At 61.2% G+C, this 16,698-nt stretch carries 16 protein-coding genes; 10 read left to right on the top strand and 6 right to left on the bottom strand.

The annotated features are described in order from the left end of the window. The first annotated feature begins 20 nt into the window (after positions 1-20). The 4 genes from hflX to AB7E19_RS00285 all read left to right on the top strand — a co-directional run bounded on the left by hflX (position 21) and on the right by AB7E19_RS00285 (position 3,713). A complete protein-coding gene (hflX, locus tag AB7E19_RS00270) occupies positions 21-1,307 on the top strand; it encodes a ribosome rescue GTPase HflX (RefSeq protein WP_010673194.1) in 1,287 nt (428 codons plus the stop codon). A 93-nt stretch (positions 1,308-1,400) separates the two neighbouring features. Further along, a complete protein-coding gene (gene hflK, locus AB7E19_RS00275; RefSeq protein WP_010673195.1) occupies positions 1,401-2,552 on the top strand; it encodes an FtsH protease activity modulator HflK in 1,152 nt (383 codons plus the stop codon). A 3-nt stretch (positions 2,553-2,555) separates the two neighbouring features. Next, positions 2,556-3,440, top strand: coding sequence for a protease modulator HflC (hflC, locus tag AB7E19_RS00280; RefSeq protein WP_010673196.1), 885 nt, complete (start codon positions 2,556-2,558; stop codon positions 3,438-3,440). Between the two features lie 84 nt (positions 3,441-3,524). Then, positions 3,525-3,713 carry a DUF2065 domain-containing protein gene (locus AB7E19_RS00285; RefSeq protein ID WP_427934411.1) on the top strand — a complete coding sequence of 63 codons (189 nt, stop codon included), beginning with the start codon at positions 3,525-3,527 and terminating at the stop codon, positions 3,711-3,713. Positions 3,714-3,801: 88 nt separating this feature from the next. Here AB7E19_RS00285 and ispB read toward each other — a convergent pair whose 3' ends face one another. After that, positions 3,802-4,773 carry an octaprenyl diphosphate synthase gene (ispB, locus tag AB7E19_RS00290; RefSeq protein WP_010673198.1) on the bottom strand — a complete coding sequence of 324 codons (972 nt, stop codon included), beginning with the start codon at positions 4,771-4,773 and terminating at the stop codon, positions 3,802-3,804. Between the two features lie 242 nt (positions 4,774-5,015). On the opposite strand from ispB, the gene rplU reads away from it, so the two are divergent. From rplU to AB7E19_RS00310, 4 genes are all read left to right on the top strand, one after another. Then, the gene (gene rplU, locus AB7E19_RS00295; protein WP_005304210.1) at positions 5,016-5,327 is read left to right on the top strand and encodes a 50S ribosomal protein L21; all 312 of its coding nucleotides are present in this window, start codon (positions 5,016-5,018) and stop codon (positions 5,325-5,327) included. Positions 5,328-5,344: 17 nt separating this feature from the next. After that, entirely contained in the window at positions 5,345-5,602 is a 258-nt protein-coding gene (rpmA, locus tag AB7E19_RS00300; protein WP_010673199.1) for a 50S ribosomal protein L27, read from the top strand. Positions 5,603-5,791: 189 nt separating this feature from the next. Continuing rightward, the gene (gene cgtA / locus AB7E19_RS00305) at positions 5,792-6,994 is read left to right on the top strand and encodes an Obg family GTPase CgtA (RefSeq protein WP_010673200.1); all 1,203 of its coding nucleotides are present in this window, start codon (positions 5,792-5,794) and stop codon (positions 6,992-6,994) included. Between the two features lie 366 nt (positions 6,995-7,360). Next, on the top strand, positions 7,361-8,731 hold the full coding sequence (locus AB7E19_RS00310; protein WP_010673201.1) for a YjiH family protein: 1,371 nt from the start codon (positions 7,361-7,363) through the stop codon (positions 8,729-8,731). Positions 8,732-8,801: 70 nt separating this feature from the next. Here AB7E19_RS00310 and AB7E19_RS00315 read toward each other — a convergent pair whose 3' ends face one another. Next, on the bottom strand, positions 8,802-11,687 hold the full coding sequence (locus AB7E19_RS00315) for an HD domain-containing phosphohydrolase (RefSeq protein WP_427934415.1): 2,886 nt from the start codon (positions 11,685-11,687) through the stop codon (positions 8,802-8,804). A gap of 217 nt (positions 11,688-11,904) precedes the next feature. Between AB7E19_RS00315 and AB7E19_RS00320 the strand changes: the two genes are divergently transcribed. Both AB7E19_RS00320 and AB7E19_RS00325 read left to right on the top strand, forming a co-directional pair. Beyond that, positions 11,905-12,894: a luciferase-like monooxygenase gene (locus AB7E19_RS00320; protein WP_010673203.1), complete on the top strand. Its 990-nt coding sequence runs from the start codon at positions 11,905-11,907 to the stop codon at positions 12,892-12,894. A gap of 182 nt (positions 12,895-13,076) precedes the next feature. After that, positions 13,077-13,562 (top strand): 2TM domain-containing protein, encoded by a 486-nt coding sequence (locus AB7E19_RS00325; protein ID WP_045523772.1) that lies wholly within the window; start codon positions 13,077-13,079, stop codon positions 13,560-13,562. Between the two features lie 126 nt (positions 13,563-13,688). On the opposite strand, the gene AB7E19_RS00330 is transcribed toward AB7E19_RS00325, so the two are convergent. The 4 genes from AB7E19_RS00330 to pdxA are packed head-to-tail and all read right to left on the bottom strand — an operon-like array spanning position 13,689 to position 16,681. Then, a complete protein-coding gene (locus AB7E19_RS00330; RefSeq protein ID WP_039040022.1) occupies positions 13,689-14,510 on the bottom strand; it encodes a symmetrical bis(5'-nucleosyl)-tetraphosphatase in 822 nt (273 codons plus the stop codon). 6 nt (positions 14,511-14,516) lie between these two features. Then, on the bottom strand, positions 14,517-14,879 hold the full coding sequence (gene apaG, locus AB7E19_RS00335) for a Co2+/Mg2+ efflux protein ApaG (RefSeq protein ID WP_010673206.1): 363 nt from the start codon (positions 14,877-14,879) through the stop codon (positions 14,517-14,519). Positions 14,880-14,883: 4 nt separating this feature from the next. Continuing rightward, positions 14,884-15,696, bottom strand: coding sequence for a 16S rRNA (adenine(1518)-N(6)/adenine(1519)-N(6))-dimethyltransferase RsmA (gene rsmA, locus AB7E19_RS00340; RefSeq protein ID WP_322131015.1), 813 nt, complete (start codon positions 15,694-15,696; stop codon positions 14,884-14,886). Then, positions 15,686-16,681, bottom strand: coding sequence for a 4-hydroxythreonine-4-phosphate dehydrogenase PdxA (pdxA, locus tag AB7E19_RS00345; protein WP_322131030.1), 996 nt, complete (start codon positions 16,679-16,681; stop codon positions 15,686-15,688). Before pdxA ends, rsmA begins: the two co-directional genes overlap by 11 nt. Between the last annotated feature and the right edge of the window lie 17 nt (positions 16,682-16,698).

The following is a 16,698-nucleotide window of genomic DNA, read 5'->3' on the forward strand; positions in this document are numbered from 1 at the left end:
ACCTGTCAAGGAGCAAGCGCTTGTTTGACCGTTACGAAGCTGGTGAACAGGCCGTTCTGGTACATGTCAACTTCAGCGATGAGGGCGAGCGGGAGGATCTGGACGAGCTCAAGATGCTGGTGAGCTCGGCCGGGGTCAATGCACTGGGGGTGATCACCACCAGTCGCAGCGCACCCAGCGCCAAATTTTTTGTCGGCAGCGGCAAGGCGGAAGAGATCGCGTCCCAGGTCCAGATGCTGGACGCCGACGTGGTCATCTTCAACCATGCCCTGACCCCTGCCCAGGAGCGCAACCTGGAGCGTCTGTTCCAGTGCCGGGTCGTGGACAGGACTGGTCTTATCCTCGATATCTTCGCCCAGCGCGCCCGCACTCACGAAGGCAAGTTGCAGGTCGAACTGGCCCAGTTGCGCCATCTTTCCACTCGTCTGGTGCGAGGCTGGACCCACCTTGAGCGACAAAAGGGGGGGATCGGTCTGCGCGGCCCGGGTGAAACCCAGCTTGAAACCGACCGACGCCTGCTGCGTGAGCGCATCAAGGCCATTTTGCGCCGCCTCGACAAGGTGGCCAAGCAGCGGGAGCAGGGGCGCCGTGCCCGCAACCGCAACGAAGTGCCGACCGTTTCTCTGGTGGGGTATACCAACGCCGGAAAATCCACTTTGTTCAACCAACTTACAGATGCCAGCGTGTATGCTGCCGACCAATTGTTCGCAACCCTGGACCCCACCCTGCGCAAATTGGTGATCCAGGATGTGGGTGATGTGATCCTGGCGGATACAGTTGGATTTATTCGGCACTTGCCCCATGATCTGGTCGCGGCCTTCAAGGCGACCCTGCAGGAGACTCGCGAAGCGGACCTGCTGCTGCATGTGGTGGACTGCGCCGATGAACAGATGCAGGAGAATATCGAGTCGGTCCAGCGTGTGCTGGCCGAGATCGAGGCGGATGACCGTCCCCAACTGATGATCTGCAACAAGATCGACAAGCTGGGGGATCGTCCGGCTGGTCTTGAACGGGATGAGGCTGGGCGACCGGTGCGAGTCTGGTTGTCGGCCCAGACTGGCGAGGGCAGTGAATACCTGTTCCAGGCACTGACCGAACTGCTGGCCGGCTCCATGGTGCATCACACCCTGCAACTGCCCCCTTCCGCCGCCAGACTGCGCAGTGCGCTCTATCGGCTGAAAGGTATCGAGCAGGAAGGTTTCAGCGAGGAGGGGGACTTTGTGCTGGAAGTTCGCCTGCAACTGGCTGACTGGAACCGCCTCATGAAACAAGAAGGTGAGAGTTTACAACGCTTTATCAGGCATTGATGAGTCGATGAACATAAATGGTTTGCTGATTTCATCGCTCCTCTGTGGCCCGATAGAGATGATATCCATCCGCATGTATTAATGGAGACGCTGATGGCTTGGAATGAGCCTGGTAACAATGGCAAAGACCGTGACCCCTGGGGGAACAACGGCAAGAATCAGGGCCCCCCTGATCTGGACGAGATGCTTCGCAAGGTGAGCCGTCGTTTTGGCGGTCTGCTCGGTGGTGGCAAATCCGGTGGTGGTGACGTCGGCAAGTTCGGCCTCTCCATCGCCTTGGTGGTGGCCGTGGTGGTGTGGGTCGTCAGCGGCTTCTACACCATTCGCGAAGCCGAGCGGGGCGTGGTGCTGCGCTTTGGCGAATACTCCCACAACGTGGATCCCGGCCTGCGCTGGAAACCGACCTTCATCGACCGGGTGATCCCGGTGGACGTGGAGTCTGTCCGTTCCCTGCCGGCGTCCGGTTTCATGCTGACCCAGGATGAGAACGTGGTACGGGTCGAGATGGACGTGCAGTATCGCGTGGTCGATCCCGAGCAGTACCTGTTCAGCGTGACCAACGCCGACGAGAGCCTGAGCCAGGCCACCGACAGCGCCCTGCGCTACGTGGTGGGTCACACCCGGATGGACGATGTGCTGACCACGGGTCGTGAGAAGGTGCGTCAGGAAACCTGGCAGGTGATCGACAGCATCATCGAGCCCTATCAGATGGGTCTGCAGATCGTGGACGTCAACTTCCTGCCGGCGCGTCCGCCGGAAGAGGTGAAGGATGCGTTTGATGACGCCATCTCCGCCCAGGAAGATGAGCAGCGTTTCATCCGTGAAGCGGAAGCCTATGCCCGTGAAGTGGAGCCCAAGGCTCGTGGCCAGGTCAAACGTCTGGAGCAGGAGGCCGAAGCCTACAAGTCCCAGATCGTGTTGAAGGCCAAGGGTGAAGTCGCTCGCTTCAACGAGCTGCTGCCCCAGTATCAGGCCGCGCCCGAGCTGACCCGTGATCGTATCTACCTGGAAACCATGGAAGAGCTCTATCAGCAGGCCAACAAGGTGGTGGTCGACATGCCGGCTGGCAACAACAGCATGATCTACCTGCCGCTCGACAAGCTCTCTGGCAAGGCGAATGCCGTGCAACCGGCACGTCCTGCGGGCACCCCGGCAGTCGAGGCGGCCCAGCCGTCCAACGAAGGGGCCAACTCCACTCCGACCCCGCTGCGTGGCGGTGATCGTTTCAGCACAGGGAGAAACTGATAGATGAAAAAGCTAGCTATTGGTGTCATCGCTGTGGCCGCCATGGTCTGTTTCTCTTCCATCTTCATCGTCGATGAGGGACAGAAGGGGATCGTGGTGCAGTTTGGCAAGGTGAAACGGGTCGACTCCGGTGAACCACGCCTGTACGAGCCGGGCCTGCACTTCAAGGTGCCGCTCATCGACCAGGTACGCAAGATGGATGCCCGCATCCAGACCCTGGAAGGCCAGGCGGATCGCTTCGTTACGTCCGAGAAGAAGGACCTCATCATCGACTCCTACGTGAAGTGGAAGATCGAGGACTTCTCCAAGTACTACCTGGCGACCGGTGGTGGCAACAAGATCCAGGCTGAAGACCTGCTCAAGCGCAAGATCAACAACGGCCTGCGTTCCGAGATCGGTAACCGCACCATCAAGGACATCGTCTCCGGCGAGCGCAGTACCGTGATGGAAGATGCCCTGATGAAGATGGCGCGCTCCTCCGAGCTCGGCATCAAGGTGGTGGATGTGCGCATCAAGCAGATCAACCTGCCGGTGGAAGTTTCCAGCTCCATCTATCAGCGGATGCGTGCCGAGCGGACCGCGGTTGCCCGTGAACACCGTTCACAGGGCCGCGAGCAGGCCGAGATCCTGCGTGCCGACATCGACCGCAAGGTGACCGTGATGATCGCCGACGCCGAGAGTAATGCCCGTCAACTGCGTGGTGAAGGGGATGCCGAAGCCGCCAGGATCTATGCCGACAGCTACAAGAAGGACCCGGAGTTCTTCAGTTTCGTGCGCAGCATGGAGGCCTATCGCAAGAGCTTCGCCGGTGGCAACGACCTCATGGTCCTGAAACCGGACAGCGAGTTCTTCCGCTACCTCAAGTCGCCGCACGGCAACAAGCAGTAAACACGTGTTGATATGACCCAAGGGCCTGATGATTCAGGCCCTTTTGTTTGCCAGCCACAGACCGGCAGGGGATAAGGAGAGGTGATGCTGACATCCATGTTGATGGGGCTGGGGTTGCTGCTGCTCTTCGAAGGATTGGGGCCCTTGCTCGCTCCCAGGGCATGGCAGCAGATGCTGCGCCTGCTCGGGGAGTTGCCGTCGGAACAGCTGCGCCGCATCGGCGGCTGTCTGGTGGTGGCAGGTGGTGTCATCTTGTGGGCGTTGGCCCGTTAGAGCCTGTGTTGATACGACAGTGGCACGGGGAATTCGGACAATAAAAAAGAGGCCAGAGGGCCTCTTTTTTATTGTCCGCCGGCTGGCATCAGGCGCTGCGCTGCACCGCCATGTGGGCCAGGGTCTCCAGCGCTTGCTTGTGCCGGGAGTCAGGCAGGATGGCGAGGGCGGCGATGGCCTTGTCAGCCTCTTCCCGAGCTCGCTGGCGGGAGTATTCGAGAGCTCCGGTGCGATCCAGGATGCCCAGAATACGCTCCAGGTGATCCATACCGTTGCGGTGCTCGATGGCATCGCGCACCAGTTGACGCTCTTCCGGGGTACCCACTTCCATGGCGCGCAACAGCGGCAGGGTCGGCTTGCCTTCGGCCAGATCGTCACCCACGTTCTTGCCCATCTCCTCGCTCTGGGAGCAGTAGTCCATCACGTCGTCGATGATCTGGAACGCGGTACCCAGGTACTTGCCGTAGTCGGTCATGGCCTGCTCGACGGGCTCGGGCTGATGGGTCAGCACGGCGGCGAGTCGGGTCGCGGCTTCAAACAGCTTGGCGGTCTTGCAGTAGATGACCGTCATGTAGCTCTCTTCCGTGGTATCCGGATCGTTGCAGTTCATCAGCTGCAGCACTTCTCCTTCGGCGATGGTGTTGGTGGCATCGGAGAGGATCTCCATCACCTTCAGGTTGGAGAGTTCGCTCATCATCTGGAAGGAGCGGCTGTAGAGGTAGTCACCCACCAGGACGCTGGCGGCGTTGCCAAACAGGGCGTTGGCGGTTTCCCGGCCGCGGCGCAGGTCGGATTCGTCGACCACGTCGTCGTGCAGCAGGGTGGAGGTGTGAATGAACTCGATGATGGCGGCCAGTTTCAGGTGATCTTCACCCTCATAGCCCAGTGCGCGTGCGGCCATCACGGTCAGCATGGGGCGCATCCGTTTTCCGCCTGCACTGACAATATAGAAACCCAGCTGGTTGATCAGGCTGACATCGGACTGGAGTCTCGCCAGGATCAGTTCATTGACCGCCGTCATGTCGGCGGCACAGAGCGCACGGATAGTCTGTTGGTCCATAAGTCTCGTAACGTGACGGCAGCATTTACTGCGTTTTTAGCAATGGCGGGGATTCTACACGATTTCACAATGGGTTACAGTTAGGCGTTTATTCACGGGGGCAGATATGCGCACAAAATAAACTTTTTGCTAAATTGGCCTTGCCTCGGCAAATCGTTCTGCGTAGAATGCCCGCCCATTGTTATAGGTTTTTGTGCGTGTCTAGCCTTGAGCAAAAGACACGCCTTTACGGAGTTAATCAAATGTACGCGGTATTCCAAAGCGGCGGAAAACAACACCGTGTGGCCGAAGGTCAAATCGTTCGTCTGGAAAAGCTGAACGTTGAGACTGGCGCTACCATCGACTTCAACGAAGTGCTGATGGTTGCTGCAGGCGACACTTTCAAAGTAGGTGCTCCTTTCGTTGAAGGTGGCAAGGTTGTGGCTGAAGTTGTGGCTCACGGCCGTGGCGAGAAAGTGACTATCGTCAAGTTCCGTCGTCGTAAGCACCACCGTAAGCAAGCGGGCCACCGTCAGTGGTTCACTGAAGTCAAAATCACTGGCATCAGCGCTTAATTAGAGGAGTCCGATAGATGGCACACAAAAAAGCTGGCGGTTCATCCCGCAACGGTCGCGATTCTGAAGCTAAACGCCTGGGCGTGAAGCGTTTCGGCGGCGAAACAGTTCTGGCTGGCAGCATCATCGTTCGTCAGCGCGGCACCAAGTTCCACGCTGGTGAGAACGTTGGTCTGGGCAAGGACCACACTCTGTTCGCTACCGCGAACGGTAAAGTGCAGTTCGAAGTTAAAGGTCCGCAGAATCGTAAGTACGTCAGCATCGTTGCTGAGTAATTACGGACCGCAAGGATCCGAAGCCCCGCCAACCTGGCGGGGCTTTTGTTTTTCTGATGAGTTTGACGAAAAAACGGCACGCGGATGAGCCGGCGCAGACAGCCCTCATCGGCCAGATGCGCCTCGCCCGAAGGGGCCCGTATCACTATAATTGCGTATCGGTTTTTCGAATTAAGGTGACGGTTACCTATGAAGTTTGTTGATGAAGTCCAGATTCGAGTCGATGCCGGTGACGGTGGTAACGGTTGTGTGAGCTTCCGCCGCGAGAAGTACATCCCGAACGGCGGCCCGGACGGCGGTGACGGCGGTGATGGTGGCGACGTGTATCTGGTGGCCGATGAAAACCTGAACACCCTGATCGACTACCGTTTCGAGCGCTTCCACGCCGCCGAGCGTGGCGAGAACGGTCAGAGTGCCAACTGTACCGGTCGTCGCGGCAAGGACAAGATCCTGCGCGTGCCGGTGGGAACCCGTGCCACCGATGAAGACACCGGCGAACTGCTGGGGGATTTGACCAGTCACGATCAGAAGCTGCTGGTTGCCAAGGGCGGCTTCCACGGCCTTGGCAACACCCGCTTCAAGAGCTCGGTCAACCGGGCGCCGCGCCAGAAGAGCAACGGCACCCCGGGTGAAGTGCGTACCCTGAGGCTGGAGCTGCTGCTGCTGGCGGATGTCGGCATGCTCGGTCTGCCCAACGCAGGCAAGTCCACCTTCATTCGCGCCGTTTCTGCGGCCCGTCCGAAAGTGGCAGACTACCCCTTCACCACCCTGGTACCGAACCTGGGTGTGGTACGTGGCGAGAACTCCCGCTCCTTCGTCATTGCCGACATTCCCGGCCTCATCGAAGGGGCTGCCGAGGGTGCAGGCCTGGGTATCCGCTTCCTCAAGCACCTGGAGCGTTGCCGCGTCCTGATCCACCTGGTGGATATCTGCCCGGTGGATGGCTCCGACCCGGCCGAGAACGCCGTGACCATCGTCCGGGAGCTGGAAAAATACAGCCCCGAGCTTGCGGGCAAGCCGCGCTGGCTGGTGTTCAACAAGATGGACCTGATCCTGGAAGAAGAGGCTCAGGAAGTGATGGACAGAGTCAAGGCAGCCCTCAACCATGAAGGTCCGGTCTACGCCATCACCGCCATCAGCAAGGAAGGCACCAAGAAGGTGTGCTACGACATCCTGGATCTGCTGGACACCATGCCCCGTCAGCTGGCGGAAGATGCCAGAGACGCCATCGAGAAGGTGGAGTTCAAGTGGGACGACTATCACAAGAACCAGCTGGCCAAGGCGGAAGCCGATGCCCTGGCGGCGTCCAAGGCCTTCGATGATGGTCTGGACGATGACGACTGGGACGATGAGGACGACGACGGCGTCGAAGTCATTTACGTTCGCGATTGAGCATCATGTTCGTGACAAGACCGGAGCCAGACAGGCTCCGGTTTTTTTATGGGAGGATCGACGGGATCACCCTATAGATATATTTTTCATGTCTCTTATTGCCTGACAGTGGCTGCGGATTATACTGCGCACCTGAATGTAACCTGTATGAAACATTATGCTAACCATTCAAATTGAATCGATATGCATGACTGTTTTGGTTTGTTCTTATGGATGGTTCGCCTGATAAAATATTTATGCTTGAAATGATCAATTAACGGCTTGTTTGTGCAGTTTTTTGGGTTATTCTTGCGCCCGTTTTCCGGGCGAGGGCATGAGTATGCAGGCGGCCCGGCTGAAGGAAAAGTCACATTTAAGGCTGTTTATATGTTGGAAAAGACCCTGGAAGCACCGGCAATCCGTACTCGCCGCAACGTGCTGATGTTTTTGATCCCGTCACTGATCGGGATCCTGCTGTTCATGACCCCGGTCATCTATGACGGCAATGTCACCATTCCCGTCGCCGTGCTGGCGAAGCTGGTTCAAACGGTGTTTGCCGATCATCTGGTGGCCATGGTCAGCGCCATCATCACCACCACCATGCTGATGACCCTGATCGCCTGGCTGTTTAAACCGGCGATCCTGGTAAAACGCCCCTTCCTCAACAGCCTGTTCAACGTCTCCCCCTTCTGGGCGTGCGTGCGGGTGCTGGGCGGGGTCTTCGTGCTGTTGACCTTCTTTGAAGCCGGTCCCGAGGTGCTGCGCTCAGGGGCGACCGGCGGCCTGGTGCTGCATGATCTGCTGCCGGTACTGTTCTCCGTCTTCATCTTTGCGGGCCTGCTGCTGCCCTTGCTGCTGGATTTTGGTCTGCTGGAGTTTGTCGGTACCATGATGACCCGCATCATGCGTCCGGTGTTCCGTCTGCCGGGTCGTTCTGCGGTGGACTGCTTCGCCTCCTGGCTCGGTGATGGCAGCGTCGGGATCCTGCTGACCAGCAAGCAGTATGAAGGCAAGTTCTACACCCAGCGGGAAGCGGCCGTCATCGGTACCACCTTCTCCGCCGTCTCCATCACCTTCTGTCTGGTGGTGATCTCCCAGGTGAAGCTGGAGCACATGTTCGTCCCCTTCTACCTGACCGTCTGCCTGGCCGGTGTGGTGGCCGCCATCGTGGTACCGCGCCTGCCGCCGCTCTCCTGGAAGAAGGATGTCTACAGCGACGGTACTCCCCTGTGCCGCAAGCAGGAGGCCATCCCCCATCAGCACAGCGTGCTGAGCTACGGCTACCATCGTGCCCTGACCAAAGCCGACAGCATGACGGATCTCGGCGCCGTGGCGCGTGAAGGGGTGAAAAACGCCCTGGACATGGTATTTGGCGTGCTGCCGGTGGTGATGGCCGTCGGGACCTGTGCCCTGATGCTGGCGGAGCACACCCCGGTGTTTAACTGGCTGGGGGCGCCCTTCGTGCCTTTGCTCGAGCTGCTGCAACTGCCGGAGGCGGAAGCCGCTTCCAAGACCATCATGGTGGGCTTCGCCGACATGTTCATCCCGGCGGTGCTGGCCTCCACCATCGAGAGCGACATCACCCGCTTCGTGATCGCCGCCATGTCGGTCACCCAGCTCATCTACATGTCGGAAGTGGGCGCTCTGTTGCTGGGCAGCAAGATCCCGGTCAAGTTGTGGGAGCTGTTCGTCATCTTCCTGCTGCGCACCCTGGTCACCCTGCCGGTGATTGCCGGTGTGGCGCACCTGCTGTTCTAAGGGGCGCAGTGGAACGAAAAACGGTCAACCTGGGTTGACCGTTTTTTTATGGGCGAGAGCCAGCGGAAGGTCAGTGTGATCCTGCCAGCAAGGCCTGGCATTCGACCTCGTCCAGCTGCTCGGGGGCGAGGAAGCGTCTGGCGTAGTCCCGCCAGATGCCGCTCTCGATGAAGAGGGCAAACAGGGCCGGGTCTATGTGCTGTTCCTGCACCATCTTCACCATGATGGCCAGGGACTGGGAGACCGTTTTGCCAGACTTGTAGGGGCGATCGCTCGCCGTCAGCGCCTCGAAGATGTCTGCAATGGCCATGATGCGGGCTGGAATGCTCATCTGCCCCCCTTGCAACTGGCGCGGATAGCCCGTGCCGTCCATCCGCTCGTGATGGCCCCCCGCAATCTCCGGCACCTTGCGCAAATGGCGGGGGAAGGGAAGCTTCTCCAGCATGCGTATGGTCTGGATGATGTGATCGTTGATCTTGTAGCGCTCCTCTTCGGTGAGGGTGCCACGGCCGATGGCGAGGTTGTAGCGTTCCCCCCGGTTGTAGAGGTGGGTGGGCACCCGCACCTTGAAGCCCCATGGGTTGTGTCGTGCGAGATTGTCGTGCTCGGGGCGAGGGACGAGATGGACCGCCTTGTCGGCGAGCAGCGACTCTCGGCAGGGGAGGGGAGAGGGTGCCTCCTGGTGGCGCTTGCGTTCCTCCTGACTGATACCGAGCCGATCGTCCAGAGTGCGCAACCAGGTGCGGCTGGCAATGGCATCCAGCCTGGCGAGTTTCTCCGGCGCCATCCACTCGCCCCCCAGATTGCACTCGGCCACGAAGGCGAACTCCTGATCCAGGGTGTGCCAGAGGGGGGTTACAGCCTTGAGGGCGGCCTGCTGTCCGGATGGGGGCAGCAGGCCACAGAGCGCCTCGATGTGGGCATCCCGCTTGAGCACCTCGAAGCGGGTGCGGATCTCGTGGATCCTGTCGTAGATGGTCTCGAGCTTGGTCGCCTTGTCCACCACGAACTCCGGGGTGGTGACCTTGCCGCAGTCGTGCAGCCAGCTCGCGATATGGATGGCCTCCCACTCCTCTTCGTTGAGCCGGAAATCGGCAAAGGGCCCCGTCTGCTGTGAGCAGGCAGCCTGGGTCAGCATCCTGGCCAGTTCCGGCACCCGCTGGCAGTGGCCGCCGGTGTAGGGGCTCTTGGCATCGATGGCACCGGCGATGAGCTCGATGAAGGCTTCCAGCAGTTGCTTCTGCTCCTCCAGCAGGCGCTGGTTTTCGATGGCGGAGGAGGAGGTGCCCGCCAGTGCCTCGATGAGGCTGATGCGCGAGGCCAGTTCGCGGGCCGAGCAGTCTGGCAGGATCAGCAGCAGGCAGCCGATCAGCTCCTGACGGTGGTTGTGAAGGGGCTCGACCAGCAGTTGGCAGGCACCGGGGAAGGGGCCCCAGTCGGTGAGGTAGCGGGCCCACTGTGCCTCGTCGAGGGGCAGGCAGAGGCGCTCCGTGTGGTAGAGACCGCCGAGCAGCGCAGCCTGCCACTGTACCTGTTCGCACGCCAGCGGCTGCCCCTGCCAGATGGCATGAACGGCCTGCATCTCGCTCTCCTGGGCCAGGAAGAGGCAGCCGCCCTCGGCCTGGGCTGCCGCCACCGTCTCGTGCAGGATGCGGCTGAGCAACGAATCGAAGCGATGCTCTGCCGCCAGCGCCCGGCCCATGTTCATGAAATTGCCGAGGGTCAGGCGCATGCTGGACATGGCGCGGGCGAGGTCGTCAATTTCGCGGATCGCCGAATCCGGCCCCGGGCTTTCGCCAAAGTCGAAGTGCTGGATCCGCTCAGCCTCCCCGGTCAATACCAGCAAGGGGGCGGCAGTGCGCCGGGCAGCCAGCCAGATGACGGGCAGCAGGAGCAGCAGACCGGCAAGGGCCCAGGCGAGATTGTGCAGCGCATCCTGGCGCGCCGGGGCGGTGAGCACCTCGGTGGGCACCAGGAGGGCGAGATAAAACGGAGACTCTTCCCCGAGGGAGGAGAGGTTGACCAGCCACTCCTGACCCTGAACCGTTGCCAGGGTCAGCTCGGCGGGGTGATGCAGCAGAGCAGGCCGAGCAGCCATCTCCTGTTGCAGCCTGGTGAGAATGGGGTGATTGAGGGCCGACAGCATGGGCAGGCGGCTCAGTTGCTCGAAGCTTGGAAGGCGCTCGGGATCCGTGGCCAGCAGGGTCCCGACCTCGTCAAACAGCACCAGCTGGCTGTGACCGGGCAGGGGCAACTCGCCGATGAGGGAAGAGAGTCCCTCCACGCCCGCATCGAGCCCGATCACCGCCCGGCGATCATCGCTCTCCACCGCCAGTGTCATGCCTGGCTCCCGGGTAGTGAAGAAGAGGTAAGGGTGGGTCACTATGATGCCCGTGCTCCAGCGCGCCTCCTTGTACCAGCCCCGATCTCGCGGATCGAAACGGTAATCCGGCATGGGGCGCCGCTCCAGCAGCCGCAGCCGCTGGTCGAAATAGAGGAACTCTCCCTGTCCCTGATGCAGGCTCTGGACCAGCAGGCGGCTCTCGGGCGGAGGCGCCTCCAGCGCCCCTCTCGCCCGTTCGGTCAGCTTGCGTACCAGAAAGAAATCGCCGTCCTCGTAACCGGCATAGATGGCACCGTAACTGGTGCTGTTGGCCAGCACTTCCGCCAGCTGGGGCAGGAAGGCTAGCCGCGTCTCCAGCCCTGTCATGGCGGACAGCTGGCCGCTGCGCAGCAGATTCAGGGACATGCGGGCCGGTCGCTGGTTCAGCTTGATGGCGAGGGCAAGCTGCTCCCGGTATTGCTGGAAGCTCTGACGTTCGTGCTCCAGCCCCTGCTGCATGCCCTGCTGGAACTGCAGCACGATGAGGGCGCCCCCCAGCAAGGAGAAGAGCAGGATGAAAAGGGTGGCAATGTGTACGTAAAAGGGTCTGCGACTGAGACTTGCGTTTGTCATGGACGGATCCTTGTCCCCTGGCGATCGCCGTATTGGTCACCTAACAGTGTGCTTGCTGGATGACAAAAAGCCTAGGACTCGATCTTGCGCTCTTCAGCCCCAAATCAACAGCCGGCCTTCGCGCTGCGTCCTTGCCCCTGTGGTGAGATGATTCGTTCAGATATCTCGTGCTACATTGCTCCCCTGATAAACGCCCTGTGAACCAATGGAGTGTCCCATGTCTGTCGTCCCCTATTCCGTGCTGGATCTGGTGCCCGTTCCCGAAGGTGGTCTGCCGGCCGAGTCGTTTCGCCACTCGCTGGATCTGGCTCGCCATGCGGAGCGCTGGGGTTACCATCGCTACTGGCTGGCGGAGCACCACAACATGCCGGGCATTGCCAGCGCCGCCACAGCGGTGCTGATTGGCCACCTGGCCGGGGGCACCACGACGTTGCGGCTCGGAGCTGGCGGCATCATGTTGCCGAACCACTCCCCCCTGGTCATTGCGGAGCAGTTCGGCACGCTGAGTTCCCTCTATCCGGATCGCATCGATCTCGGCCTGGGCCGCGCCCCTGGCAGCGATCAGCGCACCATGCAGGCGCTTCGCCGCCAGCGCAGCGGCGAGGTGGATGACTTCCCGGCGGATGTACGCGAACTGATGAGTTATTTCGGCGACGAGGTCGGTGCCGTGCAGGCGGTGCCGGGTCAGGGACTCCATGTGCCCATCTGGCTGCTGGGCTCCAGCCTCTACAGTGCCCAACTGGCTGCGGCCATGGGGTTGCCGTTCGGCTTTGCTTCCCACTTCGCTCCCGCCATGTTGCTGCAGGCGCTGGAGATCTACCGTACCCAATACCGCCCCTCTGCCCGCTGGCCCAAACCCCATGCGGTGGTGTGCGTGAATCTGATCGCCGCCGACACCGACCGTGAGGCCCGCTTCCTGTTCACCACCCTGCAGCAGCAGTTCCTGCGTCTCTACCGGGGGGATGCCGGCAAGCTGCCACTGCCGGTGCAGACGCTGGGGGATGAGTGGTCTCCCCGCGAATTGATGGCGATGGAGCAGACCCTGGCTCGCTCCCTGGTGGGGGAGCCGGATCGGGTACGCCACGGCCTCAAGGCTCTGCTGGCAGAGACCGGAGCGGACGAGCTGATGTTCAACGGCCCCATCGTCGATCATCAGGCGCGCCTGCGCTCCTTCGAGATTGGTGCCGAGCTGATGCAGGGGTTGTAACCCCCGCGACGCCTGGCCGCCAGCGGCACGCCAAGCCTGGCTGCTCGGGCGAAAGAGCCACGATTGCGTGGTAGTAAGTTTATGATTTTTAAAGGAAGTCAGGTGAGTGTCGGCCATCTGTCGTGTCGCCTCTCATGCCCTTTCCCTATGCTGGCCCTGTCAATCACCACAAGGAGCGCAAGATGATCGTCAGGAAGTTGAGATTGCAACGGGGATGGTCCCAGGAACAGCTGGCGACCCTCACTGGCCTGAGCGTTCGCACCATTCAGCGAATAGAGCAGGGACAACAACCCGGACTGGAATCCCTCAAGGCCCTGGCCGCCGTCTTCGAGCTCGATGTGACCCAACTGCAGGAGAGCGAGATGAAAGGGAATGAGGGCGAAGATCGGGGACGCGTGCAGGTGGCGCGGGATGAGCGGGAGGCGATGAAGTTCGTGGAGGGGCTCAGGGGCTTCTACGGCCACCTCATGAGCTATGTGCTGGTGATAGGGGGGCTGTTCATCATCAACTACCTGAGCAACCCGGATTATATCTGGGCCTGGTGGCCCATGCTGGGCTGGGGGTTGGGATTGGCTTCTCACGCCATCAACCTGTTCCAGCCCTTCAAGCTGTTTGGCCCGGAATGGGAGCGGCGCCAGGTCGAGAAACGGCTGGGGCGCAGGCTCTGATCCGCTCATCATGAAAAAACGGGCCCGGCATTGCCGGGCCCGTTCTGTTTTCAGCTCCATTTCGCAGGAGAGGGCATTGCTGTCCTCTCAACGGCGGATCATTCCCTTGTTCCGCAAAGAGCCGCTCTACTTGGCATAGGCCGGGCAGGGGGTGGCGATCAGGGCGTCGTCCTCGTAGCGCCACAGGGTGAGGCTGTTGCCCCAGACGCACCCGGTGTCGAGTCCCTTGATATCGGATTTGCCGGTGTTGCCCATCAGGGCCGCCCAGTGGCCGAAGACCAGGATGGGGTCATCCACATGGTGCTCGCGCTGCTCGAACCAGGGGCGCAGGCCCGGGGTCGATTCGGTGGGGCCCTTCTTGCATTTGAAGTCGAGGCGCCCGTCGAAGTAGCAAAAGCGCATCCGGGTGAAGCTGTTGATGATGTAGCGGTAACGCTCTATGCCCAGCAGGTTGTCGTTCCAGCTGTCGGGCTGATCGCCATACATGTTGTGCAGCAGCCAGCTGTACTGATCCCCGCGCAGCAGGCTCTCCACCTCCCGGGCACAACTGCGGGCGGTGTGGGCGTCCCAGGCGGGGGAGAGGCCCGCATGCACCATCATGATGGGCAGGTCGGGGTGTTCTGCCAGCAGGGGACGGTGACGCAGCCACTCCAGCAGCTCGTCCCGATCCGGCGCCTCCATCAGCGCCTGCAGCTTGTCTTTCTTCTTGAGCGGGGCGACCCCGTGGGCCACCGCCAGCAGGTGCAGGTCGTGGTTGCCGAGCACGGTGACGGCCTGCTGCCCCAGTGATTTGACGAAACGCAGGGTGTTGAGGGAGTCCGGCCCCCGGGCGACGAGATCGCCACACAGCCAGAGCGTGTCGTTATCGAAGTCGAACTCGGCAAGATCCAGCAGACGGCGCAAATCGTCGTAGCAGCCCTGGATATCACCGACGAAACAGTTCGCCATGAAACCTCAGTTGATTATGTTGGGGACGGCCAGCGTGAAGGGGGCGATGGGGGCTTCGAATTGTTGCCCCGATTCATCCTGCAGGATGTAGCTGCCTTCCATCACGCCAAGCGGTGTGGCGAGGGGAACGCCACTCTGGTAGGAAAAGGTCTCGCCGGGGGCGATCAGGGGTTGTTCACCGACCACGCCGGGACCTTCCACTTCCAGCATCTTGCCATTGGCATCCGTAATGAGCCAGCGTCGATGCAGCAGTTGCACCGTGCCCGGACCCAGGTTCTCAATCTCGATGCGATAGAGAAAATGGTAGGGATCTGCGGTTCCCGCCACATAGCTTGGGTGGGGGCGGACCACTATCCGGGCTTGGGTCATGGGATCAGGCCTGTTGCTGGTCGGCCAGCCAGTTGGCGATCGTGACGAACTGCTCGAGGGAGAGATTCTCCGGGCGCAGGTTGCCATCGATGCCAAGCTCGGTCAGCTGGGCGTCGGTGATGAAGTTGGAGAAGCTGTTGCGAATGGTCTTGCGACGCTGGCCGAAGCCTTCGGTGCAGACCCGGTTCAGGCAACGAATGTCTTTCGCGACGATAGTCGGGTTCTTGTGCGGGATCAGACGCACCACGGCGGAATCCACCTTCGGCGCCGGCTTGAAGGCGCCCGGGCCCACTTCCAGCACCGGCACTACCTGACAGTAGTACTGGGTCATCACGCTCAGACGGCCATAGGCCTTGCTGCCCGGGCCGGCGGCCAGACGCAGCACCACTTCCTTTTGCAGCATGAAGTGCATGTCCTCCACCCGGTCGGCAAATTCGCACAGGTGGAAGATGAGCGGGGTGGAGATGTTGTAGGGCAGGTTACCGAAGATGCGCAGCGGCCCCTTGCTTTCCCCCATCAGGGTGCTGAAGTCAAAGCGCATGGCATCGGCTTCGATGACGGTCAGCTTCTCTTTCAGGGTCGGGTGTTCGCGCAGACGTGCGGCAAGATCCCGGTCCAGCTCGACCACGGTCATCTTGTCCATCTGGGCGGCGACCGGCTCGGTGAGCGCAGCCAGACCCGGGCCGATCTCCACCAGATTCTGACCCGGTTGCGGGTTGATGGCGGCCACTATCTGGTCGATCACATACCGGTCGTGCAAGAAGTTCTGACCGAAACGCTTACGGGCCGTGTGGCCCATGTGCACCTTACTGCTCATATCTTTTTTTCTCTACCATCTGGATGGCGTGGTTGATCGCGGTGGTGAGGCTGCCGGGGTCTGCCAGGTTCTTGCCTGCCAGATCCAGCGCGGTGCCGTGGTCCACCGAGGTACGGATGAAGGGAAGTCCGAGGGTGATGTTGACCGAGTTGCCAAAGCCCTTGTACTTGAGCACGGGCAGCCCCTGATCGTGGTACATGGCGAGTACCGCATCCGCATCCTTGAGGTATTTGTCCTGGAACAGGGTATCGGCCGGCAGCGGGCCGACCAGATCGATCCCTTCCTGGCGCAGGGCGGCCAGGGCGGGTTCGATGACATCGATCTCTTCACGGCCCAGATGACCCCCTTCCCCGGCATGGGGATTGAGGCCGCAGACATAGATCCGGGGCTGTTCGATGCCGAACTTGCGCTTGAGATCCGCATCCAGGATGCGGATCACCTTGCCAAGGCGATCCTCGGTGATGGCCTTGGCCACATAGGCAAGGGGAATATGGGTGGTCGCGAGGGCCACTCTCAGCCCTTCGGTGGCCAGCAGCATCACCACATCGGCGGTGTCGGACTGCTGGGCGAAGAACTCGGTGTGACCGCTGAACGAGACGCCCGCCTGGTTGATGATCCCCTTGTGCACCGGCCCGGTCACCACGGCGGCAAATTCGCCGCTCAGGTTGCCGTCGCAGGCGCGCTGCAAGGTGGCCAGCACATAGGCGCCGTTGCCCTCATCCAGCTTGCCTGGCACCACGGGGGCGCCGAGCGGCACGGGGCAGACGGTCAGAGTCCCCGCCCGCTGCGGACGGGTGGGGGCGCTTTCGTCATAGGGTTCAAGCTCGACGGACAGCCCCAGCAGGGCGGCCCGTTCGCGCAACAGGGCGGGATCGGCGATCACCACCAGCTGATGGGGCCAATCCTGCTGGGCAATCTGCAGTACCAGATCCGGGCCTATGCCAGCCGGTTCACCCGGGGTGATGGCAAGCCGGTGGCAGCTCAGCTGTGCCTCGGCATGCC

The sequence above is a fragment of the Aeromonas sp. genome, assembly GCF_050252055.1.
GTDB classification, from domain to species: Bacteria; Pseudomonadota; Gammaproteobacteria; order Enterobacterales; family Aeromonadaceae; genus Aeromonas; species Aeromonas caviae.